This is a genomic window from Bacillus sp. 1NLA3E (assembly GCF_000242895.2).
Taxonomy (GTDB): Bacteria; Bacillota; Bacilli; order Bacillales; family Cytobacillaceae; genus Bacillus_BU.
Genome location: NC_021171.1, coordinates 274,834 through 297,218, shown reverse-complemented (window position 1 = coordinate 297,218; position 22,385 = coordinate 274,834). Strand labels below are relative to the sequence as shown.

Sequence of the window (22,385 nt, the reverse complement as noted above, 5' to 3'; positions counted from 1 at the left end):
TCCCCTTACAAGGGCCTTTTTCTTTAAGAAGTACTTTCATAAAAATATTGCTTCAGACTAACTTTTTCGTAATATTACTCCTCTTTTGCATTGTCGCCCTCTATATTTTCCTTTTTATTAACCCACTTCTTCCAAATATTAAGTGCCAATTTTACACCATAAATTCCAGCATAAAAATCTCTATTTTCAATTGCTTCAATAAGAATCCTATGGTTATCACCTGTTGGTATTTTGTCCTCTCCTTTTATTTGACCAAGTGCATAATTTTCTAAAATCATCGGTGAAAAGATTTCAAGAGAGAATAAATAAATTTCTTCCATTAACTTATTTTTAGTTGAAGCAGCTAGTGTTTTATGAAAATTCAAATCTAAAGTATGAAGTGTTTCATAATCATCAGGATTTTTTTCAATGCACTCCAAAAAAGCTTCCTGGTTTTTACTAAGAATTTTTATATCTTCCTTAGTAGCATTGGCTATTGCCAGCTTAAGGACCGCTACCTCCATCTGCTCCCGAAAATCAACTAATTCTTTTAATTGCATATTAGTTAAAATCATTTTAAAAAGTAGGGATTGAGTAATAGAAATATCTTCAGGTTCTGATATATACGTACCATCGCCTCTTCGAATTTGAATAATATTAATTGCCTCTAAAACCTTTAATGCTTCCCTAACAGAACTTCTACTTACATTTAATAATTCACAAAGTTCAGTTTCCGTAGGGATCTTATCATTAGGTTTTAATTCTTTATAAATGATTTTGGTCTTAATATACTCAGTTACCTTTTCCACTGCGGTTTTTTGTGTTAATGTTTTTTCTTTATTAACTGCTGCTGACATAATCAAATCCATCCAAAAATTCACCCTTAATTTTTTCTTTTTTTAGCTTGGCTGCTTTAATGTAATGTGGCTTCATTATTAATTCAAGACGCTCTCGTTTACATTATAGTGTAAATATACTCAACAAGGTAAGCAGCCAAGTTTAGTTTTTCTCTAGTATTAAAAAAATAAACTTTTGGATGGGATGGGATGGAAAAGAAAAATTTATTAATATAAGGAAAAGAATACTTATTTTATTTACTGGCCACATTACTCTTTCAGTAATATATCTCAAAATAGGAATCTAATTGTCTACTTATGCCACATTATTCGCGATATTTTTTGCTTTTCGTTTGTTCACTTCTTTTGCATACCATGTCGTTGCTATAGGTACAATAAGAGCAGTTACAATAACCGCTGCAGATACCTGAAGAGTGGCTGATGCTGCAACTTCACTATACATAGGTTGAATAGCAGCAACCGCAAGTGGAACAGCAGCTGCATTTCCTGCTGTAGTCGCTGCTGCAATACCTCCAACACCGTCTCCCCCTGTGAAACGGTCTAATAAAATTAAGACTATCCCTGTAATAACAACAACACCTACACCTAAAAGAATGCCGGAAATACCTGCTTTTACTAAATTGGTTAAGTTAATCCCCCCACCAATTACTAAGCCTAATAAAGGAATAAATAGGTCCTGACCTTTACTTAAAAATGCTCTCATTTCTTCATCCAGATTTCCAAGTATCATCCCAACTACTAAAGGAAGAAGTGTAAACACAAATGCTTCAATTGGAAAACTTGCTAATCCAGCTGAACCCAATATAAGCATTGTAAAGAATGGTCCAGATTCAAGTGACATGATAGAGTAGGCTGCAATATCTTCTTGTTTCTTTCCTAATTGGCCCATTAGAGCCATATATACGGCACCATTAGTATCAGAAAAAGCAGCAACTACTGCTAAAGCAGAAAGCCCTAAAAAGATGTGATCTTGGTCTGCAAATACTGCACTGATCAAAAAGGCAATTAAAAAACTCGTTCCTATTTTACCTAACCATAACGCTCCACCTTTTTTTAGCATGTAACCGGTTGCATTAAATCGTATAGTTGCGCCTAAGCAAATATAAAATCCACCAAGGAGTGCGGTTGAACCAGTTAATAACCCTCCAGTAAAGGAACTTTTGAAAGCAGGCAATTCAAATAAATCCGGGAAAAATGTACGAATTAAAGATCCAATAAGTAACGGAATTAGCATCATTCCTGCTGGTATTCTATCAAGTGTGGCTTTTATTTTCATAATAGGTCATCTCCTTCAAAAAATACTTCAGAATTTTTTATTACACTAAACTTTGGGCTTTCGCTTACCCAGGCTATAATATTACTCAAACTATTGAAAAAATCGCAAAGTAATATTATAGCCAAGGTTTCAGCCTTTGTTATCTGAATTTTGCTAAGCAATTCCTTTCACAACCCCATTACTAAAGCCGATAGTTGTTCAACATAATATTTCTCTTGAAAATTTCCGAACAGAATTATATTTAAATAAAGTTTTAGTTAATAGACAATATATACATAGCATAATAAGGTCTATACATCAATCTATCATGAAATTTGAGAGCAAAAAAGATGGAAAAGTTATTCTTTCTCTTTTAAAAACATAATCTTGCCAGCGCCTTTACTTACTTGGTCGAATGCCTCATCTACTTGAGAAAAAGAGAAGCGATGAGTGACTACATCAAGAATGTTGATTCTTTTATTTTCAACTAAACCTGCTAACTTATACCATGTATCCCAAATATGTCTTCCAAATAAACCTTTGATTCTAGCACCTTTTAAATTAATATTTTGTGTAATATTGATAGAAACAGGACCACCTGGATGACCTACAGTTACAACTCTTCCTTCTAACCGTAAGAAATCAAATAAAGTTTCATAAACTTTAGGAGAACCAGTCATTTCGAATATAAAGTCTACTCCACCTCTTTCAGATGTCAATTCCTTTATAATAGCTGGAAGATCTTCTGTTAATGAATTAATACCAATTGCACCAAACTTTTTAGCCATTTCTACTCTGTAATCGTCAATATCCACAGCAATTACTCTTCCTGCCCCTGATGCTAATAGTATTTGAGTAGCTAATAATCCTACAGCTCCACATCCGAAAACTAGTGCAGTTTCACCAGGTTGTAACCCAGACTCTTCTACAGCACGCATAGCAACACCGGCTGGTTCAAACAGAGCACCTTCTTCGAAAGATACACTGTCAGGTAATTTGAAGCATACATTTGCCGGAGCAATCGCAAAATCTGCAAAGCAACCGTCACAGCTCGTACCATAAATGCCCATGTTTTGACAGTTGTGTGCTTGGCCTGTTCTACATTGGTAACATTCACCGCAAGGGATATGAGTTTCAAGCGCAACACGATCGCCAACCTTAATGTTATTAACTTCACTACCCACTTCAACTACTGTACCTGCACATTCATGACCAACAACGAAAGGGAATTTTACGTTGAATTTGGATGCAAAGTCAATTGCAGATTGTCCCCATTTATTGTAGCTTATATCAGTACCACAAATAGCTGCTGCTTCTACATCTATTAATACCTCATTAGGTTTTGGTGTAGGTCTTTCTACTTCATCATATGAAAATCCATAGACTGGGCCAGTTTTCAAAACAGCTTTCATTTATATTTCCTCCTCTGTTTACTTTCTATTATTTAAATTCCTTTTTATTAATAGTTTCTATAATAACTTCTTCGATATGTTTAGGAGTAAAGTTGTATTTATCTAACAATTGTTCATGCGTCCCTGATTCAGTGTAAAGATCATCTATCCCTATTCTCTTCATTAGAGTAGGATAATTCTCCCCTAACACTTCAGCAACAGCCCCACCTAATCCACCGATGATATTATTTTCTTCAACAGTAATAATTGCTCCGGTTTCCTTCGCTGCTTTAATAATAGCTTCCTTGTCAATCGGTTTTACACAAGGCATTTCTATTAGCTGGACATTATAACCTTTTTCTCTTAAAGACTTTTCAGCTTCAAATACGCGGTTGGTAGTTGCACCGTTAAAAATGACAGCGGCATCATTTCCTTCTGCTTTAACAATATTCGCTTTCCCAATTTTAAATGTATAGCTGTCATCAAATACTTTTGGTACTTTATTTCTACCAATACTTAAATAAACAGGTCCATCATATTCTGAAATTTTTTGGGTAATCGCTCTTGTTGATGCTGCATCAGCTGGAACTACTACTACCATATTAGGAATGGAACGTAAAAGTGAAACATCTTCAATCCCTTGATGTGTAACACCTTCAATATCTCCTGCCAGACCAGCAAGGCCGGAAATAACCTTTACATCTAATTTTGGATAGGCAGCGAATGTTCTGATTTGTTCAAGGATTCTCATAGATGCAAAAGGAGCATATGTAGCCACATAGGCTTTACCACCGCTTGCTGCAATTCCTGCACCAACAAGCATCATATTTTGTTCTGCGATACCAACATTAAATACACGTTCAGGGTGTTCTTTTGCTAATTTGTCAAATCCCATCGATTTTTCTGTATCAGCACTAACTGCGAAAACATTATCATCTGTTTTTGCATATTCAGAAAGAGCTTCTCCAAAAGCTACACGTGTTGAAACCTCATCGTACACTATAGACATATTGATCCTCCTTTAACTCTGCCATTTCTTGCTTTAATTCCATCATTGCTTGTTCATACTGCTCAGCAGTTGGTATCTTTTGGTGCCATGAATTATCATGTTCCATGTAACTTACACCTTTACCTTTAACTGTGTTAGCAATAATTACAGTTGGACTTCCAGCATAGTTAGATGCAACCTGTAATTTATTAACGATTTCGGACATATCATGACCGTTAATATTAATCACATTCCAACCGAATGATTTCCACTTATCTCCAAGTGGTCCCATTGGTAAAATATCTTCAACCGAACCACAGCTTTGAAAATGATTGTAGTCAACGATTGCAATTAAATTATCGAGTTTAAACCTTACTGCCGATAGAGCCGCTTCCCAAACTGCACCTTCTTGAATTTCTCCATCTCCTAAAATACAATAAGTTTTAAAGTTTTTACCTGTTGCTTTCGAGTATAGAGCCATACCCATAGCTGCTCCCAAACCATTTCCAAGAGAGCCACTTGTCATATCTACTCCAGGAGTCTTTTTCATGTCAGGATGTCCCTGTAATTTTGAGTTAATTCTTCTAACAGTTGTTAAATCTTCAACAGGAAAGAATCCTTTACGTGCTAATGCGGAATAAAGTACTGGACACGCATGTCCTTTGGAAAGTACTAACCGATCCCTGTCCTCCCATTTTGGATTGTTTGAGTTTACCTTCATTATTTTGAAATATAGTGCTGTTATGATATCGGTACATGATAAAGCAGGACCGGGATGTGATGGGCCTTGTGCTTTATAAGCAATATCAATAATGTCTTGCCGAACTTGGTTTGCCATAATTTTTAGTTCCTTCGTATCCATATTCATTCTCCTTTCTATAATTTGGAATGACATCTTTTGATCGCATACAATCATTTTCATTAAATACGCAACTCATTTTATATAATTAGTATGATGTTTGCGCATTGTAACCGATTGCAAAATACAAATCACTTCGTTATAAATGATAATCGTATGATGATTATTATATTTTAACGAATAATTTGTCTGATGTATTCCTTTGGGTAAATTATATACCACGCGATATTTAATGGTCAATATCCTATTTTAACTTTTTTATTGCGGAATTTTTGTTTTTGAGCGACTTATACCGATATATATTTAAAAACCTGTATTTAAACATCAGATGTTTAAATACAGGTTTTTATATTACGACAGGTTATTCATAAGATGTATTTCGTATGATGTTTTGTGATTAGATAATAAATTATTCTATTTTTAATAAGATATATCTTTTAACTGTCGTGTTGTTTTTGCGACAATCGGAGGAAAGATCAAACACAAAATATGAGAGTAACACAAGAGAACTAAATTTAAGATTGGATATGGATACTAGGCTAATGTGAAGAGGTGGATAACAAAATCTAATTCAGCAATTGAATGAAAAAGGATCCTGACGGTAAAATAAAAAATCAAAGTACTAACAGTAGAATTATACCTTGACGACTTCTATTACTAGAATAGTTATCAGTAATACAATCGCGTAGCAAATCATAAAACTAAAAAGAAGCTTCCCAATAGTTTATTCAACTAATAAGAAGCCTCTTTTATATTTATAAATATCTTATGTTTGCATTTTGTTTGCGAACCACTAAAAAATCCTTATATATCATGGGATTATGCAGCTATTACATCATGCCGCCCGTGCATTGTGCAATATTATTGGTTTTTCAAAACTGATATTTATGCTTGTTAGCCAATTGTTAAATCGTGTTCCTTCTATTACTCCAACCAATTAGTCCTAACAAACAGTTGCTAAATAACATTATTGATATAATTGATTTATTCTCCACAAATAACCCACCTATTCATAATTGTAATATTCTAGTAAAATTTAATTATCTTACTAGCGACTGGAGGTGACAAAATGAGTAATGTCAAAGAAACTGTTGAAGCTGTACAAGGAATAGTTGAGGCTGTCCCTGTATATGATGATATGCTTCAACCAGCTGCAAAAGAATTATCAAGTGGGCTTCTAACTGTTGCCAAAACAATAAATATAGCTCTTGCACCATTATCGGCTTTGGTATGGAGCTATGAAAAAGTTAAAGATAGATTTATGCCAAGACTTGAAGAGAAATTAAAAAACGTTCCTGAAGAAAATATTGTTACTCCGGAACCATCTATTGCAGTTCCAGTTATCGAGGCATTAAGGTATACAGGCCATAATAATGAGTTATGTGAAATGTTTTCTAGTTTACTTGCCTCAGCTATGGATAGAACAACAGCTCCTAAAGCACATCCTTCTTTTGTTGAAATCATTAGACAAATAAATTCGGATGAGGCTAAGATTATTAATTTGTTGGACAAATCAAATTCAATGCCTATAATTAAAATTCGTTTGTACGATAAGAATAGTGCAGAAAACGGCTTTGCAGAACCTCTGGTTAGTTTTTCGAATTTGCCTTATGCTGCAAATTGCTCCTATCCTGACTTAGGGCAGAGTTATTTAGAAAATCTTGAAAGATTAGGGATAATCAATCTTTCATATAGTGTTTACTGTACAGTTCCAAGTGCGTATATCCCTATTGAAAATCATCCAATAATAGATGCATGGAGAAAACAATCAACAAAGGTTGATAAGCGATTTGAAATTATTCGTGGAGCATTAACACTAACAGCATTTGGTAGAAAGTTTATTGAAACCTGTGTAACATTTTGGTAACCAAAAAAAGAGCATTTGATCCGGATGCTCTTTTTTTATGCCATTTTTACTAACTTGTAAGGCAAGAGTCGAACTATTACAGATCATGGACCCTCTTGGTCATACCTATGACGAAACGACGACTCAAGTTTATCATTCAAAAGTCGCAAAAAAGAGGCCTCTCAAAAGTTCGGAGAACTGATGAGAAACCTCTCTGGAAATAGCTAATTTTTAATTATCGGCATCAATCCGGTATTAAAAATGAAGTTTCATCACTCAAAACCTTGTTAAACCAAGGTTTTTTTGTTTAAACTACATCATGCCGCCCATCTTTTGACCGTCTTTCAAGACATTTCATTACTTATCAAAATGGCTTTTTTAACATGTTTCTTCCATAATATAAAATTTTTAGTTTTATGCAATTTCGCCATCAACCGAAGTATTAGTGATTTTTATGTGATTTTATGTGATTAAAGGATTATCGAGGCTACAGCAATGATTCCTAAAAGTACAAATGCTCCAATTACATGTTCATCGATTAACCGGTCTTTCACTAAGTATGTTCCATAACTCCCCTTAACTTTGACTAATATAATCTCTCTAGCCGATTCGTATTTTGATTCCTCCTCCTTCTGTTCTGATTGGTATCGCCCCTTCTTGTCTCGTGATCGGTTCGAGACGTCTATTTGATTGTTCTTCACTTCCTCGTCCACTTTCAACAACTCCATTATCAGTTTTACCTTCCGTTGATTCTGTTGTGTTAGCATAGACCTCCTTACCTCCAACTTTTACTTTAGGGCATTGCTCCATCCAGTAACTGACCTGATTCAACGCCCATAAAGGGGAGGGTGTGGGGACGTCACCTTTTCGATATGGCTTTAATAGTTCATGAAATTCTTTCGAATGAGCAGCCGAGAAAAGAGCAGCTCTGATAATTTGATAACGGTCCAGGTGAGTTGCACGAAATATATCGTCTACATAGGTCCGGAATGCGTCGTCATATCTAACTGTTGGTCTATACATTTACACACCATCCTTTATGAGGCCTATTGACGCCTTGATAAAGAATATGGGTTACTGCTTGTCCACTATTCTGAAAGTTCCATAGGTTTTAAATCAGAAAATTGGGATAAAAGTGACAAAAAAATCATTGTGGTGAATATTTTGTTTGGTTTAGTAACTCGAACGAAATTTGGAAAACGGATGGATAGAGAGGATATTATGAAAAAATGAGCTTGCTATAAAATCTTCCGTAGGACGAACAACAATTTCAAATATGTGTAGTAACAAAGATTATTAGCCTAACTTTTCAACATTTATTAAGGTACAGCAAGCCCTAAAATGTATTATTACATGGATTATGATAGTTTATGGAAGTAAAAAAGCTCACCAGTTGGTGAGCTTTTTTAGGATAACATTGAGTATATCTCTTCTAAACCACATGGCTTAAAAACTGGTCGAAGATTATATTCTTCTAATTTTAACCTTACATTAAGATTAGATTCAGCACATAAAAAAGATAATTCATGACTAAATTCTTTATCTTCTAATTCACTTTTTAGGTGCTTCATATATTGTATTTCCTTGCAGGTGATTCTTTTAGGGGACACTTTACATTCATAAAATTGTCCATGTCGTCCAACCCATTCTCCATAATCTACTGTGGACCTATTAGAACATCCTACAAATTTATGCTCACTGCACTCATAATAAACCCCTTTTGATTTACCATCATACTCTAAATAAACTTTAGCACCCCATCCCCTAGAATTTCTTCCAGGTTTGTCTATGCCATTAAATCCTCCTTTTAAGCCAATTAATAAAGCTTCTAATAAATACCCTCTTAAATCGTTAATATCGTCCTTAGAAGAGCAATTACTAAATGCTTCTTTAATTATTTCTGCTATGTTATTTCTTTGTGGAAAACTTTTAGTAAAACTAGCTTTCCAAGCTTCTACATCTTCCCTAATTCTTTCAGGATTCCAATGTTTAGATTTTTTAAACATTCCACAGAATGCATATAAATAATTCTTATCTCTTTTGATTTTAAAATGGTCCGAAACTTTCTTTACCGCTTCCAACATATATTCTGGTAATTCATCATCTTTTCTCATAAATGTGGCTTTCTTTGTATGCTTCATATGACTTATTCCTTGTTAAGACTATTATTGTCTTTGTTTTCTTCTATTGACCCAATTACATCTATTATAGGAATGGTGAAAATAGGCAACTCCATTCGTGCTAGAGTACTTGAAACACATTCCCTTACATAGGGTAACAATAAAGGTACAATTTGATCATAAGAATACTCTTCAAACTTTTCTTTCTGGCTTTTATCACACAGAACACATTCACCGTAATATACAATATCAAACAGGAAAGGACCTTCTTCTTCAAATCCTACGATTGCTTTTAATCTAATTGCAGCTCTGGAATCATCAATTAAATCAATTTTTCTTGTTAATTTAATCTCAAGCTGATTATCTTCTATACCATCTAAACCTCTATTAATACATTTCATTTTTTCTAAGTGTGCTTTCTCTAGTTGAATGCTGTTAAATGCTAATTTGTAATAATCGTATGTATTCATATTTTCTCCTCTACAAAAATAGGTTCTGCTTTTTTATAAGCAGAACCTGTTTTCTCTCCGAAATTTTTGTTATATTCTACTTTTTTACTATAATCAGTTATAGAATCAAATACTGTATCGCTTAATGCTCTACTTAGAGTTATTGGTCTTTTATCATATACATTGATCGTTTCCCGAATATAAGAAAAACATTCTGCGTGTCTAAAAGAAGATCTTTGTACTGAATTAAAAAACTGTTCCGTAAAAGAATTATAAATAGATTCAAGTGCAGATGACGTCTCCAAAATAGGCTTAATATACCCATCAATATTATTAGATATTGAAATAAGGCAGTCCCGTAAATCCTCAGGATACTCCATACTCATTTCTGATATTAACAAAAATTCCTCATATTCAAGAGAAGAAATTAATTGTGGGTTATCTTTAATATTATTATTTAAAATTTTAAAAGATTCAATGCCATTTTTTTCAAGCCATTCTACAAACAATTTATCATGATTTTTTAATTTCTGTTCCTTTACTCGAGTAAAAAAATCAAAAAAATCTTTGGAGTAGCTTACCTGAAAATAGTTATGAAGCGCATCCTTGTATAGACTTAAAAGATTATTTAAACACTTATTTATTTCATTACTATGATTAAATTGTTCTTTTAAACCATACCACATTCTTATACTCATAACTATTCCTCCAAAAGGTAAAATTGAATTTTAACCTAAAGCAAAAAAAATCAATAGGCAAAATCTTTTTTATCTTATATAAAAATATACTACAGTAAATTTAAGTTGACAAGAATAAAGTTTGATAAATTTTCCAATAATCTAAATTAGTCTTTGTAAATCCTATGTTTAACATTTTAAAAAAATGATTAAAATTATTAAATAACATTCTTTCCAGATACATACCCTACTATACTCTAATCGATTAACATCAGTTATTTTTTTATTAAATTAATTATTGAAACTGACTATTTATAAAATCCAAATAGATTCTACAATTCAAAGCTGCATACCCCTCATCGTCGTGTCTCCTTTATTAGAATTATACGCGAATGTATGTTTTTTTTATGGTCATTTAAGAACATTTGTTTGTATAATATTAGTATAAGGGGTGTGTTTTATGAGAGTTAACCTATCAGTTCATTTAAATATAGAAGGAACCCGCTCCATGCAAGGTGGAAAAATTCAGGTAAGATCAGAAGAGGATACTCCGATCGTAGCCTATGAGTGGATCCAGCAAATAAAAATGGATACCGGGTTCCGGAAAACCATAATTGAAAAGGTTACATGGAACGAGGAAAATGACATAACAGAAATTGTTAAACAGCTTATGCCGATAGTAGTTGATGACTTGCCATTTTAGCCCCTCCATTGAGAGAGGTTTTTTTAATTCACAGAAAAAACACAAGGAATAAATCTGTTTCTGTCAAATACATCTTCTAACGATAGAAAGGTGGATTATAATATTTTTAATCGTGAATGAGTTTAGAACAAATTGTTAAAATACTCATCCCTTCGATTTAGAGAAATAAATTCAATTTTTCACAAAATAATAAGCAGGAATATTCAAAACATTAAGGAAATAATATATTATGTAGATAAGAAGGTGTAAATTAAAATGACAGCAGAAATATGTGTTATGAACACAATTGGTGTTGCAATGGCTGCTGATAGCGCTGTTACTATAGGTAGCGGCACAAAAATTTATAATTCTGCTAATAAACTTTTTACTCTTTCCAAGTTTCATCCTGTAGGAATAATGATTTATGGTAATGCAGAGTTCCTTCGTGTTCCTTGGGAAACCATAATAAAAGTTTACAGACAATCTTTAGATGTAAAAACCTTTCCTACTGTAGAAGAATATTCATATGACTTTCTGCACTTCCTTAAAGGTAATAACTACATGGAATTAACATCCGAGGTAGAAGAGTATAAATTTATCCTCAATTTAATAACTGAGAGTGTATCATCCGCTTTTGATACTATCCTCGGAAAACTGAAAGCGCGTGTCAATGAAAAACCAGATAGTACTGAAGACGAATTAAATGCAGTTGCAAATACATATTTAGATGAACTGTTGATGGATTGTGACAATAAAAATTTCATAAATGGCTTTGATGATCAAGATTATCGGCAGATCATTGAAAAGTACGGTGATCAAATTGAAAAAATAATTATAGAAACCTTCGAAAATATGATTTTTTCAGAACACCTGATTACCAATTTAAAATATATTGTTGCAAACAATTTAATCAAACAATTCTCCAGATCAACATCTGGAATTGTAATAGCAGGTTTTGGAGAACAAGAGCTTTATCCATCATTATTCGCTTATAATATTGATGGAAGAATAAATAACAAGTTAAAGTACCAATTAACCACACAGAGAGTTGTTGGTACCGACTTCACAGCAGCAATTGTTCCCTTCGCCCAAGATGACATGGTCCATACCTTTGTTAGAGGGATAAACCCAGAAATAGAAGGGATTTCTTCAAATTATCTTGGGAACATTTTTAAAAACTTATCAAATGTTATTGTAGAACAATTGCTAGATAATCTTAAAAATCCGAAAGATTCTCCAGAACTCATTAAAATTATTGATGATCAATTAATGAATATTTTTGATAAATTTAACCAAAGTTTAGATCAATATAAACAAGAACATTTTACCACCCCTATTTTAAATATAGTAAACTCATTACCTAAGGATGAATTGGCTGAAATGGCAGAATCTCTAGTAAACTTAACTTCTTTTAAAAGAAGGGTTTCCTCTAGTTTAGAAACCGTTGGTGGGCCAGTTGATGTTGCGGTTATTACCAAGGGTGATGGACTGATTTGGATAAAACGAAAACATTACTTCAAACAGGAATTAAATCAACAATTTGCTCAAAACTATTTTAGGAGGGATTAAAATGAACCAGCTTCTCCTTGAGAAAAATCTTGAGAAAAGATTGATACCTAACACAATAGAAAGAAACTCAATGAAAAAACTGTACGAAGATCCAACCGCATTAGCAAAAAAAATGGCTGAAAACACTTTAAAAAGTTTCAACATAAGACCAAAATGATAGAAATCCCTTCTCATTTTGAGAAGGGATTTTTTATTATTTCACAAAGTCTACACAAGGATATTTCCATCTTTTATTTAAATGAATTAGGAAAACACTGGAAAGTTGGATTAATATGAAAGGTACTAGGATTGTAAGGCGAATAGGTGATATTGGAAGTTTTGTTATTCCCTTAGGGTTGAGAAAATCATTAAATATGAATACCGATGATCCACTGGATATTTATTTAGAGGACAAAGCCCCTCTCGAATGAGAAGGGCATTTTTTTATACTGATAAAAATTCTTCGCAATACTCCGGGTATTTAACGGCTATTTCCTCAAATGTACCTTCGTCTAATATGAATTCGTCCTCATAATTAAAACATTCTGCGTGAGAAATGCTATGAAACATCGAATCCATTTTCACACGATCTTCTCTTTGCATCTCAACAAGACAAACAGGGCAATGCGGTTTAATCATTTGATAAATCCCTCCTTGTTGCTATAATTCTAACCCTTGGAAGAAATATCCTTTTTGGACACAAAAGATTCGAAATATTGATTATTGCCTTGAATCTCCACCTGTATTGAAACGTATAAGAAACAGAAACACTATATTTCACATTGAAACGAGGTGATTTTTAATGGAACTTTCTAGCCTAGCAATATTGAAAACTATGTTGGATGGTTTTCTTCCAATAATGAAGATCTTTTTAAATTCTACAGATGTTCTATGGGTATTAATTCCTTAAGTAATTGCTTCGTTCATATTTCGGAGTAAGGAAGGATTTACTCTGGGATCCATCTTAGGCGCTTTTACTATGTTTACTATTGATCCACTTTAATTTCGCATATGGAGAGAACAATTAGATGATAGGGAGTATTATTAACCATTACCCAGATAAAATTGAGGTAAAAATCTTTAAAGATGTTAAGAGGGAGATTCAAATATGGACTTAAGTTTATTACCGCCTTATATTTCTGCATCTTCGGCCGTTATTTCAGTAGGCATTGCTGCATTAAGTGTGCGAAATCTAATTCAAAAAAACAAACAAGACTCAAAAGAAAAAAAAGAACTTCAAGCAAGAAACATTTCCGCTTGGATAATAGGAGGAGGAAAGGAAAGTCAAATCATACTTCAAAACATTTCAAATACTCCTATTTACAATGTTTTTGTAATAGCTGTTGCAATAACTGGTGCTGCAACGGGAGATGGAGAACAAGCTATGAAAATGAATGACCAATTTAGTAGTACTCCTCTCTATCCTTATTTGGTGTTTCAAAAAGTTCCTCCTGGTAAATTTGTTAAAGACTTTGGATTTTTAGAAGGAGGAATGAATATTTCCTTTGGATTAGAACTTGCATTTACAGATACATATGGAAATTGTTGGAGAATAGACCGGAATGGTAAATTATTTTCACTCAAAGATAATTACTTATATGAAAAGTATGCTCTAGAAAATCCAACAGCGTGGAATTATATAGACTATTTTAACGATAGTATTTAACAGAAAATACAAAAGTAAAATTAAACCCCTCTCAATTAAGAGAAGGGCTTTTGCTTTTTTATTTTACTATTAATTGAGGATATAACCATATACATTACCATTTGGAATATCAGGATTTTGCGCAGCAATTTCATTTCTAACTACTTGAGCTTGTTGCAGTGTAAATCCTTCCAATACTACTTTATACAAGCCATTTGATTTTAACTCACCGCGTACTCTAGTGGCTAATACAGCCCAAGCGAATTCACTTTGGAACTGCGGAACTAAGTTTTGAGCTTCTTGGAGTGTCCTAATACCTGTTACATGTACTTCATAAGCAGTATTGTCGTTAATTGGGCTTGGTCCTATTTGTACTCCGTAAGTTAGACTTGTGTCATAATTCGGTACTTGTCCTGATGTAAGATATTGAGCTCGAGGAACAATCTGTACAGCTTGTTGATGGTTGATTCCCTTTATAATTATCTTATATCCAATACCATCTGACATTCCATAAATTAAATCAGCAGCAAGTATACCAGAGTACTGTTTTTGAAGATTAGGAACTAACTGCTGTGCTTTTGCTAAACTAATATCATCAACCGTAATACCATAGATTTGACTTTGTGTAGATCCTATATAATTTAAAGGATTTACTGCATTTGATTTTGCATCATTCCAACTACCTAAATGTAGTTCAAAATGCAAATGTTGACCCGTGGAATCTCCTGTACTCCCCATATATCCAAGGCGTTGGCCTTGTTGTACAGTCTGACCAACAGAAACCGTTCTTGAACCGCTTTTCATATGGGCGTAAACGGTTTCATAATTAACTCCACTGATTGTATGCTTGATAAATACTACTTCACCATAGCTGGAAGAATAGTATGACCTTGAAACTGTCCCTGTTGCTGATGCATTTACTGCAACTGACGATCCACCATTTGCAATATCAATTCCAAAGTGTACTCCTGGTATAAATTGTTGTGTGATTGTACCTGTTGTTGGCATAATAAAAGATGATGCAGCTTGTGTTGAAGTCGTTCTAAAACCCAATAATCCAATAACTAAGAGACTAAGAGTTACCAGTACTTTTAAACTTTTTAACTTCAAATCTATTCCTCCTTTATATTAGATACCATTTAAGAATACAATATTAATAACAAAATAAATACATATTTTTACAAAAATCCCTAAAATATTCAAAATTGTTACATAATAACAAAAGCCCCTCTCGAGTGAGAAGGGCTTTTATTTTGGCATTGCTATACTCAAATGCTCTTCTCAGCGAAACATTCATCAATCAGACCTCCTTTTCTCCAATCGTACACGAACGTATATTTTATTTCCGGCGCAATTAAGAACATTTGTTTGCATAATGAATGGCAGGATTAAGGAACCGATGCCACCAGATGATTTGCCCTTCTAGGAGGAAGGAAGAATAGTGGTTACTAGAATTGACATTATTAGTAAAACTCTATGTACTATTTTTAATGTAAAATAGTAATTATTCTTTATTCTTATTTTTGAATTATTTTTCTTTTTTTATAAACAGTAAAAGTTCTTCAAACATATACGTATTTTCCAATTTTTTGTTTACTTTACCTTATTATACAATTAATATATTAAAGTATGGAAAAGGAGGAAAAATTTATGAAAAACAAATTCCAGAAAAATATGATTACCATGATGGTTATTGCACTTACAGTTGTAACTTTTGTAGGATTTGGGCCATCTGGAAAAGCTTCAGCAGCAACCTGGCGAGGAAGTACTACATTTGTAGCTTATTCGCAAAATACTGGTGCTTTATATGACTATGCCTTTAAAGTGAGTGATACTGACGATGCTTCGAATGTTTATTTTTCAATAGAAAGCTGGATTCCGGGGAGTATGTATAATCCAGGAGGACTCATTTATTATGATGCATTTTTACTGAGATGGAATGGGACAAGCTGGGTAAAAGATCGTTGGCTAAACGGAAATTTTTTGATGTATGAGGTAAAGTCACGTGAATTCAGCAATGTTCCAAAAATAGGAGCTCCAACTCTTATTTGGGTAGATTTCTACTGGGCAGCATCTGGGGATTATTTTGGTCATGCAGTTACACCATCTTGGGTGAGATAAATAAAAAACACCATTGATGAAGTGCGTCAAATCGATGAGCTACCGATAACTGTTTTAGATTAACCTTTGTAAACAACAAAAGCCCGTCTCGAATGAGAAGGGCTCCTTTTTTTATCTCACACGAATAGTTTTACCAGCGAAAATCGTGTACTTGCTGTCAAGATTATTCCAATTTTTAATCTGAGTGATTGTAGTTCCATAACGTTTGGCTAACACTGAAACGGTTTCACCTAGTAATACTTTATGATATGCAATTGCTTGAGAAATTGCTGCTTTGGCTGCTCCGAAAATCTTCAGTACTTGACCAGCTCTGATGAAGCTTACATTTTTAATATTATTTAGCGATGCCAACACGCTTATAGTTGTATTGTATCTTTTAGCAATTGATCCTACAGTGTCCCCTGCTTTCACTACATAAGTTGATGTTTTTGCTGAGGTAGGTGTCGTTTTTGGTGCAACTGAACTCTGCTCTTTAGCTGGATTCGTTGTCAACTTGCTATTATCAATATTAACCTTTGCTGGCTTAACTCCGCTTTGTAACTTCGACAGTAAAGCAAGGTTTTGCGCAGATGATCCTGAGTAATTCTCGATTCCATATGCCTCAGCTAACTGAGTACGATATGAGAAAGATGCATCCATCCCAGCAGCCTTCATGTAATCTACTAAAGATACTGATCCGATCGTTTTAACCCCTTCTGATGAAGATTTTACTTGATTTGTATATTTTCCAGCGTAATCCTCGGAAGCATCAAATCTCCCGTATCCGGCCATTCCTGACCATGAGGAAGTCCACTGCCATGCGCCAGTACCGTTACTAAATTTAGCTGTTGGCTGCCCTTTAACTGGATTACTCGGATAAGCAGCAATCCACGGTTTGGCTGGCAATTTCGCGGGTTGCAGTCTGCTATTGTAATAGGATGATCCGCTGTACAGATCAACTTTTTCATAGCCTAAATTGTTCATTTCGGCGATAAACGTATTGGTATACTCTGTTAAAGCTGCTGGATTGCTTGATAGATTACTAGCTTCAACGTCAACTACAACATAGCCGTCTGTTTTCTTATTAAAGCCAACGAGTTGCAGTTTTTTATCAAACCATTGCGCTTCTGATTTTGCGCTTTCATTACTTGTAAACCGTGCAAAATGGTACGCATGAACAATCATGCCAGCCTGTTTAGCATTTGCAACGTTTACGGATGACGCTGGATCTACATAATATGTTCCCTCTGAAACCTTAACAACAACAGCGTCGACACTGCCTGCTTTGATGGTTTGGTAAAACGCAAGTGGTAACCCAGATTCACCATTCCAGTGCGAAACATCGATAAAGTCGACATCCGGAGCGCTTGCATAGGACGAAATTCCAAAAGAAAAAGCCAGCCCCATGGAAAGAGCTAGCACACCAACCGTTTTATTAAATTTTTTCAATTTATCCCATCCCCTTTTATTTAGATGATTCTTTTACATTGGTAATCTCGTAAACTCCACATGCCGCCATCCCCGCAATACCGCCAGCAAGGAACATTTGGGCGATTGAATACTCGACATTCGGTAGATAGGATAAGAAAAACCCTAAACAAATACCGATTGCAAACGAAATTAACGGGATAAATTTGCTCTTCAACGATGGAATCGATTTGCGAACTAATCCAACTAGGCCGTTCACGAATGGCACGATCGCATAGGCAATAATAAGCAATTGAGTAATTTCACTGTTCATTTATTACTCACCTCCCTTCAATGACTTAAAAATAGACTTGATTTGTTCCTCTTGACGAGACGTTCGATCTTCCACGATGTCCACACGTTGCTCGATTAATTCCATTCTCCTTTCAGCCGTTTCTTTAAAACCTTCGATTGTTTTGTTAAGTGTATCTATTGATTTTTGTAACGGCTCGATGACGACCTTTTTAAAAAGAAACATGATAATACCACCTACAAAGCTTAGTACTGCAATTAATCCAGTAATGTCTGACATTTGTGTAATGTGCAACGGCTTTCACCTTCCTTTTAGCAAAATAAAAAGAGCCCCAGTTAGGACTCTTTCAATAACTTATTTTTTAATAAACAATAGTTGACCTTCTTTAGACCAATACTGAATCACTTCTTTAATTTGATCATCTTTTGATTGCCCAGTTCCTTCAATTGCAACAACTTTTATAACTTCAACAATTTGAGCGTTTTTGCATGTGCTCACATTATTACCTCCCTTAACTCATTTCCTCTAAATACTTTTGTGCAGAAACATCTAAAGCGATAAAATGGACGGTAATCTCAATAAGCCTTTTTAAATCAGTAACATCTTTATCTTCCCATTTTCTTTTATAATGTGCTTCGTCATTGCCAATCCATGTTGCTCTCTTTGCAATCTCTTTAATTCTTTGGTTTTCTAACTGATTAATACATTGCACCAGTGGAAGTTTAACTATTGACTCTTCATTTTCAGAATCTAAGAATATAAAATAATCTTTAACAAGAAATTCCAAAGCTTTTCTATACCCAATACCAGAAATCATTGTTAAACCAATCTGATCAGCAAAATGAGCTTGATTATAAATTGTTAAAAAATTATTGGATATTTTTTTTATTTCCTCATCAAATTCTCTCTTTATAGGATTAATTGGGGCATGTTTCTCTAATTTTAAACTTGAACCCGGACCTGAGATCCTATGATAGTACCCGATTATTAGACTGTTACATTTCAGATTAGTGCATTGAAATGCGACTTCAAGATTTCCATTTAGGTGGTCTCCACGAACAAAAGCACTGCCTATAACGATTGGATTCACATTTTTATGACAAATCCCACACTCATCTGGAAAGGAATTCACATTTACTATATGAGCATTTCCATTATTAAAAACTTTTATTTGCTGTGACATAAAGTTTCATTCCTTTTTACATTTTATTCTACCAAATAGAATAAAACCTAACAAAAAAATATCCCCACATTAGAATTTGTTATTTGGCTACCTTCTCGCATACAACCTTAAATGTCACATTCTCGACCTATGAAAATAATCATAAAGCTTGATCAGATACTTTCTGAAAGAGGAATGTCTCAACACGAATTAGCCAGGTTAACCGATATTAGGCAGCCGCTAATTAATGAAATGTGTAGGAACAAGACACATCGATTTCCATTGAATAACCTGGCTAAAATTTGTGAAGTATTTGACTGTAAAATATCAGATGTTCTTGTGCTAGAAAAAGATGATCCCGGCTGTTAATCAGCCGGGATTTTTCTGTATTTAAAGAGACAAAGTAAACCTAAAAAGGGAATGGGTGACTTTAGAAACCAAATACTCCAACCAATTAGCCCTAATAAGCAGATGTTAAATATCATTATCGAAACTAACGATTTATCTCCCATATAATAACCTCCTATCTTTAAATGTAATATTCTAGTAAAATTTTATTATCTTACTAGAGAATCGAGGTGAAAAAACCATGACTAACAATAACATTATCAAAGACACTGCAGATTCCGTTAGAGGAATAGTTGAGGCAGTCCCAGTTTATGAAGATTTGCTTCAACCCGCTGCACAAGAATTAGGTAAAGGCCTACAAACATTATCTAAAACAATAAATATAGCTTTGTCCCCAATATCTGGATTGGTTTGGGGATACGAGCAAATCAAAGGCTACATCCAACCAGCATTAGAAAAAAGATTTAAAAGTAAACCAAAAGAAAATATTGTTCCACCAGATGTTACTATTGCCGGACCAACCTTAGAAGCATTACGGTTTACTGGACATAATGTAGAACTAAGAGAGTTATTTGCTAATCTGCTTGCAACATCAATGGATAAATATACATCTTCTAAAGCGCATCCTTCGTTTATAGAAATATTAAAACAAATAACATCTGATGAAGCAAAATTATTAAGAGGCATTGGAGTTAACTACCACCCAATTATTAGTGTAAGAGCTATGCTAAAAGATGATAGTTATCTTGAATTAGTTAGAAATTTCACCATTTTAGGTGAAGATGTAGCGATTGACCATTGGGAACTTCTTCCGAATTACCTAGAAAATCTTCGCAGGTTGGGATTAATAAATACAGAAAATGTAACTTTGAAAGAGAAAGATGTATATAAACGTTTAAATGATCATTCTATTATTAAAACTGCGATTCAAGAAGCGCCAAATTTAGGATCTCCAAGAATTATTACGGGATATCTTAATCCAACACCATTCGGTAAACAGTTTTATGAAGCATGCATTAAGCAACAATAATTCTATAAGGAGCTAATTTTAGCTCCTTTCTTATCTCACTCTAGAACGTCGTTAGTTACCTAATAACATTTCGCATGTATCACCGTTTATAGGTGTAGTTGGATTTTGCTGATTATATGTTGCAGTGATATAAAATGTATCTGGTGCTTGTTGGTCATCGGATGCAACAAAACCAGCTTTAATCATCTGTAATTTTACTTTTATATTTGCTTTTTCTTGGTCAGTTAAATCCATAATACCGTTTACTTCTGGTGGTGTTTTTACCATTACTTAAAACCTCCTAAGCTTTTAAATAAGCCCACACGCTCATAGTATGTGGGTTTGTAGCATCACCGTTCGTTATTCCTATTTTCGCATACCTAGCTTTAGTAGATGTTAATCCTGCCCTTGTATTGGCATAGGTTGGGTTTCCACTGGCTATCACCGTTTCTGCACCTTGTATAGTGCTATTATCATTTGACCAATAAATACGTACATCAGAAATAGATGTAGCATCTTGTATCAAGGTTAACCCAATATCAGTATATCCATCAGTATCTATCCAAGTACCCATGGAAGTATTATTAGCAGGTACACTTACCGCGTTATGAGTTTGCATCGTTGTCTGTTTTCGTTTAACAATCTTCTGTGGTACGGGACTTGTATCTGGAACATTACTCCCAGATAGTGAGACATTGCGACTACCATCAGCATTGTTCCCATTTGCCTCGTTGACTACCGTGCCATCTTCTTTTATTACTCGGCCGCTTCGAGGCATGTACTGATTTATATCTGGCATTTGTAATACCTCCTTATTGTGTAATTAAATCTTCTCTACCTTGAGAAATTAAATAAGCGTCAATCCCTTCTTTGAGGTCTAAACGCTTTGATAAAACATAATCGTATGTGTATGCACCATCTATGATTCGCTGAGCCATGTATGCTGCCATTAAAAGACACCTCCTGAAAGGATAAGATCATCAATGGCTTGCTGCATAAGTTCTTGCTTTTTTTGCAGCTGTTCAAGTGGAGTTAATGGCGGTTCTGGATCTGGTATGTCCTTAATTTGTTCCCATGCTTGGATGATTTCTGCCTCGTTTGGAATAGGTAAATCTGCATTCCATTCAAGGATGTATGGACCAGTTCCGTCATCCTTTAGTATAAAATCTTTATTAGCTTCCAAACTCGGATGCAGATATATAATGCATTTAAATAAATTCATATCACCACTCCTTACACAAGCTCTACTAAACAATTATAAGCATTTAATGGTCTACTATCAGAGCTGGTCTGCTGAATGACAAATTCATATTCCTCTCCCTGAGTGCAGTAAATTAGACCTTCTCCACTTGGACTATTCCAACTTTCACCAGTGACAGCTAGTACTCCGATTATTCTATGTTTAACTGCAGCATCACCTATTTTCCAAACTTCTACATAAACTCCTACACCCATTTGGAGATGGACAAGAATGTTTGCCGCGAATCTATGCCATCCTGTTTTCTGAATGGCGAATGTATCACCTGTTTTATACATCCCACCAGCATTTGCTTTTGCGACATTGAAAGTAAGTCGTGTCCATGTAGTAGATGCCAACGTTTTACCTGCACTCGTAGTGTACCATGCTTTATAATCTTTTAATTTTGGGTTCAGATCCAAAGCCTCAATTGCATTTTCCATGTTGTTTAACTTTGCTGCCGTAATCGGTGTAGTTCCATCTATCCAATTAGTTTTAGTGTAAGGCATCGTA

Annotated in this window: 29 protein-coding genes; 8 read left to right on the top strand and 21 right to left on the bottom strand. The window is 34.3% G+C overall.

All coding sequences use genetic code 11. The annotated features are described in order from the left end of the window. Window positions 1-74: 74 nt before the first annotated feature. The 5 genes from B1NLA3E_RS01675 to B1NLA3E_RS01655 form a co-directional block, all read right to left on the bottom strand. Window positions 75-848: a FadR/GntR family transcriptional regulator gene (locus tag B1NLA3E_RS01675; protein WP_015592129.1), complete on the bottom strand. Its 774-nt coding sequence runs from the start codon at window positions 846-848 to the stop codon at window positions 75-77. A gap of 283 nt (window positions 849-1,131) precedes the next feature. Further along, a complete protein-coding gene (locus tag B1NLA3E_RS01670; RefSeq protein ID WP_015592128.1) occupies window positions 1,132-2,112 on the bottom strand; it encodes a 2-keto-3-deoxygluconate permease in 981 nt (326 codons plus the stop codon). Between the two features lie 338 nt (window positions 2,113-2,450). Further along, window positions 2,451-3,503 (bottom strand): zinc-dependent alcohol dehydrogenase, encoded by a 1,053-nt coding sequence (locus tag B1NLA3E_RS01665; RefSeq protein WP_015592127.1) that lies wholly within the window; start codon window positions 3,501-3,503, stop codon window positions 2,451-2,453. 28 nt (window positions 3,504-3,531) lie between these two features. Continuing rightward, complete coding sequence (locus B1NLA3E_RS01660; RefSeq protein WP_015592126.1) at window positions 3,532-4,491, bottom strand: transketolase family protein; 960 nt, start codon at window positions 4,489-4,491, stop codon at window positions 3,532-3,534. Next, window positions 4,472-5,332: a transketolase gene (locus tag B1NLA3E_RS01655; RefSeq protein WP_051120112.1), complete on the bottom strand. Its 861-nt coding sequence runs from the start codon at window positions 5,330-5,332 to the stop codon at window positions 4,472-4,474. Before B1NLA3E_RS01655 ends, B1NLA3E_RS01660 begins: the two co-directional genes overlap by 20 nt. A gap of 1,066 nt (window positions 5,333-6,398) precedes the next feature. On the opposite strand from B1NLA3E_RS01655, the gene B1NLA3E_RS01650 reads away from it, so the two are divergent. After that, on the top strand, window positions 6,399-7,196 hold the full coding sequence (locus B1NLA3E_RS01650) for a DUF4393 domain-containing protein (protein ID WP_015592124.1): 798 nt from the start codon (window positions 6,399-6,401) through the stop codon (window positions 7,194-7,196). A gap of 579 nt (window positions 7,197-7,775) precedes the next feature. Here the strand turns inward: B1NLA3E_RS01650 and B1NLA3E_RS01645 are convergent. The 4 genes from B1NLA3E_RS01645 to B1NLA3E_RS01630 form a co-directional block, all read right to left on the bottom strand. Beyond that, a complete protein-coding gene (locus B1NLA3E_RS01645; protein WP_041580219.1) occupies window positions 7,776-8,198 on the bottom strand; it encodes a hypothetical protein in 423 nt (140 codons plus the stop codon). A gap of 383 nt (window positions 8,199-8,581) precedes the next feature. Then, window positions 8,582-9,316, bottom strand: a complete 735-nt coding sequence (locus B1NLA3E_RS01640; protein ID WP_015592122.1) for a hypothetical protein — start codon at window positions 9,314-9,316, stop codon at window positions 8,582-8,584. Between the two features lie 5 nt (window positions 9,317-9,321). Next, window positions 9,322-9,765 carry a protein-export chaperone SecB gene (locus B1NLA3E_RS01635; protein WP_015592121.1) on the bottom strand — a complete coding sequence of 148 codons (444 nt, stop codon included), beginning with the start codon at window positions 9,763-9,765 and terminating at the stop codon, window positions 9,322-9,324. Next, window positions 9,762-10,442: a hypothetical protein gene (locus B1NLA3E_RS01630; RefSeq protein WP_041580218.1), complete on the bottom strand. Its 681-nt coding sequence runs from the start codon at window positions 10,440-10,442 to the stop codon at window positions 9,762-9,764. The genes B1NLA3E_RS01635 and B1NLA3E_RS01630 overlap by 4 nt, the downstream gene beginning before the upstream one ends. A gap of 439 nt (window positions 10,443-10,881) precedes the next feature. Between B1NLA3E_RS01630 and B1NLA3E_RS01625 the strand changes: the two genes are divergently transcribed. The 3 genes from B1NLA3E_RS01625 to B1NLA3E_RS25125 all read left to right on the top strand — a co-directional run bounded on the left by B1NLA3E_RS01625 (window position 10,882) and on the right by B1NLA3E_RS25125 (window position 12,829). Beyond that, a complete protein-coding gene (locus B1NLA3E_RS01625) occupies window positions 10,882-11,124 on the top strand; it encodes a hypothetical protein (protein ID WP_041580217.1) in 243 nt (80 codons plus the stop codon). 255 nt (window positions 11,125-11,379) lie between these two features. Then, complete coding sequence (locus tag B1NLA3E_RS01620) at window positions 11,380-12,672, top strand: hypothetical protein (protein ID WP_041580216.1); 1,293 nt, start codon at window positions 11,380-11,382, stop codon at window positions 12,670-12,672. 1 nt (window position 12,673) lies between these two features. Beyond that, entirely contained in the window at window positions 12,674-12,829 is a 156-nt protein-coding gene (locus B1NLA3E_RS25125) for a hypothetical protein (protein WP_187292140.1), read from the top strand. 266 nt (window positions 12,830-13,095) lie between these two features. Here the strand turns inward: B1NLA3E_RS25125 and B1NLA3E_RS01615 are convergent, their stop codons facing one another. Then, window positions 13,096-13,290, bottom strand: coding sequence for a hypothetical protein (locus B1NLA3E_RS01615; RefSeq protein WP_015592117.1), 195 nt, complete (start codon window positions 13,288-13,290; stop codon window positions 13,096-13,098). A 469-nt stretch (window positions 13,291-13,759) separates the two neighbouring features. On the opposite strand from B1NLA3E_RS01615, the gene B1NLA3E_RS01610 reads away from it, so the two are divergent. Continuing rightward, entirely contained in the window at window positions 13,760-14,317 is a 558-nt protein-coding gene (locus B1NLA3E_RS01610; protein ID WP_015592116.1) for a hypothetical protein, read from the top strand. A gap of 69 nt (window positions 14,318-14,386) precedes the next feature. On the opposite strand, the gene B1NLA3E_RS23145 is transcribed toward B1NLA3E_RS01610, so the two are convergent. Further along, window positions 14,387-15,406 carry a M23 family metallopeptidase gene (locus B1NLA3E_RS23145; protein WP_015592115.1) on the bottom strand — a complete coding sequence of 340 codons (1,020 nt, stop codon included), beginning with the start codon at window positions 15,404-15,406 and terminating at the stop codon, window positions 14,387-14,389. Window positions 15,407-15,946: 540 nt separating this feature from the next. On the opposite strand from B1NLA3E_RS23145, the gene B1NLA3E_RS01600 reads away from it, so the two are divergent. Then, window positions 15,947-16,417, top strand: coding sequence for a hypothetical protein (locus B1NLA3E_RS01600; protein WP_015592114.1), 471 nt, complete (start codon window positions 15,947-15,949; stop codon window positions 16,415-16,417). Window positions 16,418-16,528: 111 nt separating this feature from the next. Here B1NLA3E_RS01600 and B1NLA3E_RS23140 read toward each other — a convergent pair whose 3' ends face one another. Genes B1NLA3E_RS23140 through B1NLA3E_RS01570 form a run of 5 tightly spaced genes read right to left on the bottom strand, consistent with a single transcriptional unit; the run spans window position 16,529 to window position 19,299 of the window. Further along, complete coding sequence (locus tag B1NLA3E_RS23140; RefSeq protein ID WP_015592113.1) at window positions 16,529-17,845, bottom strand: GH25 family lysozyme; 1,317 nt, start codon at window positions 17,843-17,845, stop codon at window positions 16,529-16,531. A gap of 16 nt (window positions 17,846-17,861) precedes the next feature. Then, on the bottom strand, window positions 17,862-18,137 hold the full coding sequence (locus tag B1NLA3E_RS01580; RefSeq protein WP_015592112.1) for a holin: 276 nt from the start codon (window positions 18,135-18,137) through the stop codon (window positions 17,862-17,864). A gap of 3 nt (window positions 18,138-18,140) precedes the next feature. Next, window positions 18,141-18,410, bottom strand: coding sequence for a hypothetical protein (locus B1NLA3E_RS01575; RefSeq protein ID WP_015592111.1), 270 nt, complete (start codon window positions 18,408-18,410; stop codon window positions 18,141-18,143). Window positions 18,411-18,470: 60 nt separating this feature from the next. Continuing rightward, window positions 18,471-18,614, bottom strand: a complete 144-nt coding sequence (locus B1NLA3E_RS25120) for a hypothetical protein (protein ID WP_187292139.1) — start codon at window positions 18,612-18,614, stop codon at window positions 18,471-18,473. A 13-nt stretch (window positions 18,615-18,627) separates the two neighbouring features. Then, window positions 18,628-19,299 carry a DUF4145 domain-containing protein gene (locus tag B1NLA3E_RS01570; RefSeq protein ID WP_015592110.1) on the bottom strand — a complete coding sequence of 224 codons (672 nt, stop codon included), beginning with the start codon at window positions 19,297-19,299 and terminating at the stop codon, window positions 18,628-18,630. Between the two features lie 111 nt (window positions 19,300-19,410). Here B1NLA3E_RS01570 and B1NLA3E_RS01565 point away from each other — a divergent pair, with 111 nt between their 5' ends. Together B1NLA3E_RS01565 and B1NLA3E_RS01560 are read left to right on the top strand one after the other, a co-directional pair. Next, complete coding sequence (locus tag B1NLA3E_RS01565; RefSeq protein WP_328285120.1) at window positions 19,411-19,647, top strand: helix-turn-helix domain-containing protein; 237 nt, start codon at window positions 19,411-19,413, stop codon at window positions 19,645-19,647. A gap of 220 nt (window positions 19,648-19,867) precedes the next feature. Then, the gene (locus tag B1NLA3E_RS01560) at window positions 19,868-20,656 is read left to right on the top strand and encodes a DUF4393 domain-containing protein (RefSeq protein WP_015592108.1); all 789 of its coding nucleotides are present in this window, start codon (window positions 19,868-19,870) and stop codon (window positions 20,654-20,656) included. Between the two features lie 51 nt (window positions 20,657-20,707). Here the strand turns inward: B1NLA3E_RS01560 and B1NLA3E_RS01555 are convergent, their stop codons facing one another. The 5 genes from B1NLA3E_RS01555 to B1NLA3E_RS01540 are packed head-to-tail and all read right to left on the bottom strand — an operon-like array spanning window position 20,708 to window position 22,381. After that, window positions 20,708-20,923, bottom strand: a complete 216-nt coding sequence (locus B1NLA3E_RS01555; RefSeq protein WP_015592107.1) for a hypothetical protein — start codon at window positions 20,921-20,923, stop codon at window positions 20,708-20,710. Between the two features lie 13 nt (window positions 20,924-20,936). Continuing rightward, window positions 20,937-21,434 carry a hypothetical protein gene (locus tag B1NLA3E_RS01550; protein ID WP_015592106.1) on the bottom strand — a complete coding sequence of 166 codons (498 nt, stop codon included), beginning with the start codon at window positions 21,432-21,434 and terminating at the stop codon, window positions 20,937-20,939. A 13-nt stretch (window positions 21,435-21,447) separates the two neighbouring features. Continuing rightward, the gene (locus B1NLA3E_RS25115; protein ID WP_015592105.1) at window positions 21,448-21,585 is read right to left on the bottom strand and encodes a hypothetical protein; all 138 of its coding nucleotides are present in this window, start codon (window positions 21,583-21,585) and stop codon (window positions 21,448-21,450) included. Further along, on the bottom strand, window positions 21,585-21,857 hold the full coding sequence (locus B1NLA3E_RS01545) for an XkdW family protein (RefSeq protein WP_015592104.1): 273 nt from the start codon (window positions 21,855-21,857) through the stop codon (window positions 21,585-21,587). Before B1NLA3E_RS01545 ends, B1NLA3E_RS25115 begins: the two co-directional genes overlap by 1 nt. Window positions 21,858-21,868: 11 nt before the next feature. Further along, window positions 21,869-22,381, bottom strand: coding sequence for a hypothetical protein (locus tag B1NLA3E_RS01540; RefSeq protein WP_015592103.1), 513 nt, complete (start codon window positions 22,379-22,381; stop codon window positions 21,869-21,871). Window positions 22,382-22,385 lie beyond the last annotated feature (4 nt).

What these genes read in the sequence shown, in the direction of transcription:
- B1NLA3E_RS01675 (WP_015592129.1), bottom strand. Translation starts at nt 848, where the DNA reads ATGGATTTGATTATGTCAGCAGCAGTTAATAAAGAAAAAACATTAACA.
- B1NLA3E_RS01670 (WP_015592128.1), bottom strand. Translation starts at nt 2,112, where the DNA reads ATGAAAATAAAAGCCACACTTGATAGAATACCAGCAGGAATGATGCTA.
- B1NLA3E_RS01665 (WP_015592127.1), bottom strand. Translation starts at nt 3,503, where the DNA reads ATGAAAGCTGTTTTGAAAACTGGCCCAGTCTATGGATTTTCATATGAT.
- B1NLA3E_RS01660 (WP_015592126.1), bottom strand. Translation starts at nt 4,491, where the DNA reads ATGTCTATAGTGTACGATGAGGTTTCAACACGTGTAGCTTTTGGAGAA.
- B1NLA3E_RS01655 (WP_051120112.1), bottom strand. Translation starts at nt 5,332, where the DNA reads ATGGATACGAAGGAACTAAAAATTATGGCAAACCAAGTTCGGCAAGAC.
- B1NLA3E_RS01650 (WP_015592124.1), top strand. Translation starts at nt 6,399, where the DNA reads ATGAGTAATGTCAAAGAAACTGTTGAAGCTGTACAAGGAATAGTTGAG.
- B1NLA3E_RS01645 (WP_041580219.1), bottom strand. Translation starts at nt 8,198, where the DNA reads ATGTATAGACCAACAGTTAGATATGACGACGCATTCCGGACCTATGTA.
- B1NLA3E_RS01640 (WP_015592122.1), bottom strand. Translation starts at nt 9,316, where the DNA reads ATGAAGCATACAAAGAAAGCCACATTTATGAGAAAAGATGATGAATTA.
- B1NLA3E_RS01635 (WP_015592121.1), bottom strand. Translation starts at nt 9,765, where the DNA reads ATGAATACATACGATTATTACAAATTAGCATTTAACAGCATTCAACTA.
- B1NLA3E_RS01630 (WP_041580218.1), bottom strand. Translation starts at nt 10,442, where the DNA reads ATGAGTATAAGAATGTGGTATGGTTTAAAAGAACAATTTAATCATAGT.
- B1NLA3E_RS01625 (WP_041580217.1), top strand. Translation starts at nt 10,882, where the DNA reads ATGAGAGTTAACCTATCAGTTCATTTAAATATAGAAGGAACCCGCTCC.
- B1NLA3E_RS01620 (WP_041580216.1), top strand. Translation starts at nt 11,380, where the DNA reads ATGACAGCAGAAATATGTGTTATGAACACAATTGGTGTTGCAATGGCT.
- B1NLA3E_RS25125 (WP_187292140.1), top strand. Translation starts at nt 12,674, where the DNA reads ATGAACCAGCTTCTCCTTGAGAAAAATCTTGAGAAAAGATTGATACCT.
- B1NLA3E_RS01615 (WP_015592117.1), bottom strand. Translation starts at nt 13,290, where the DNA reads ATGATTAAACCGCATTGCCCTGTTTGTCTTGTTGAGATGCAAAGAGAA.
- B1NLA3E_RS01610 (WP_015592116.1), top strand. Translation starts at nt 13,760, where the DNA reads ATGGACTTAAGTTTATTACCGCCTTATATTTCTGCATCTTCGGCCGTT.
- B1NLA3E_RS01600 (WP_015592114.1), top strand. Translation starts at nt 15,947, where the DNA reads ATGAAAAACAAATTCCAGAAAAATATGATTACCATGATGGTTATTGCA.
- B1NLA3E_RS01580 (WP_015592112.1), bottom strand. Translation starts at nt 18,137, where the DNA reads ATGAACAGTGAAATTACTCAATTGCTTATTATTGCCTATGCGATCGTG.
- B1NLA3E_RS01570 (WP_015592110.1), bottom strand. Translation starts at nt 19,299, where the DNA reads ATGTCACAGCAAATAAAAGTTTTTAATAATGGAAATGCTCATATAGTA.
- B1NLA3E_RS01565 (WP_328285120.1), top strand. Translation starts at nt 19,411, where the DNA reads ATGTCACATTCTCGACCTATGAAAATAATCATAAAGCTTGATCAGATA.
- B1NLA3E_RS01560 (WP_015592108.1), top strand. Translation starts at nt 19,868, where the DNA reads ATGACTAACAATAACATTATCAAAGACACTGCAGATTCCGTTAGAGGA.
- B1NLA3E_RS01555 (WP_015592107.1), bottom strand. Translation starts at nt 20,923, where the DNA reads ATGGTAAAAACACCACCAGAAGTAAACGGTATTATGGATTTAACTGAC.
- B1NLA3E_RS01550 (WP_015592106.1), bottom strand. Translation starts at nt 21,434, where the DNA reads ATGCCAGATATAAATCAGTACATGCCTCGAAGCGGCCGAGTAATAAAA.
- B1NLA3E_RS25115 (WP_015592105.1), bottom strand. Translation starts at nt 21,585, where the DNA reads ATGGCAGCATACATGGCTCAGCGAATCATAGATGGTGCATACACATAC.
- B1NLA3E_RS01545 (WP_015592104.1), bottom strand. Translation starts at nt 21,857, where the DNA reads ATGAATTTATTTAAATGCATTATATATCTGCATCCGAGTTTGGAAGCT.
- B1NLA3E_RS01540 (WP_015592103.1), bottom strand. Translation starts at nt 22,381, where the DNA reads ATGCCTTACACTAAAACTAATTGGATAGATGGAACTACACCGATTACG.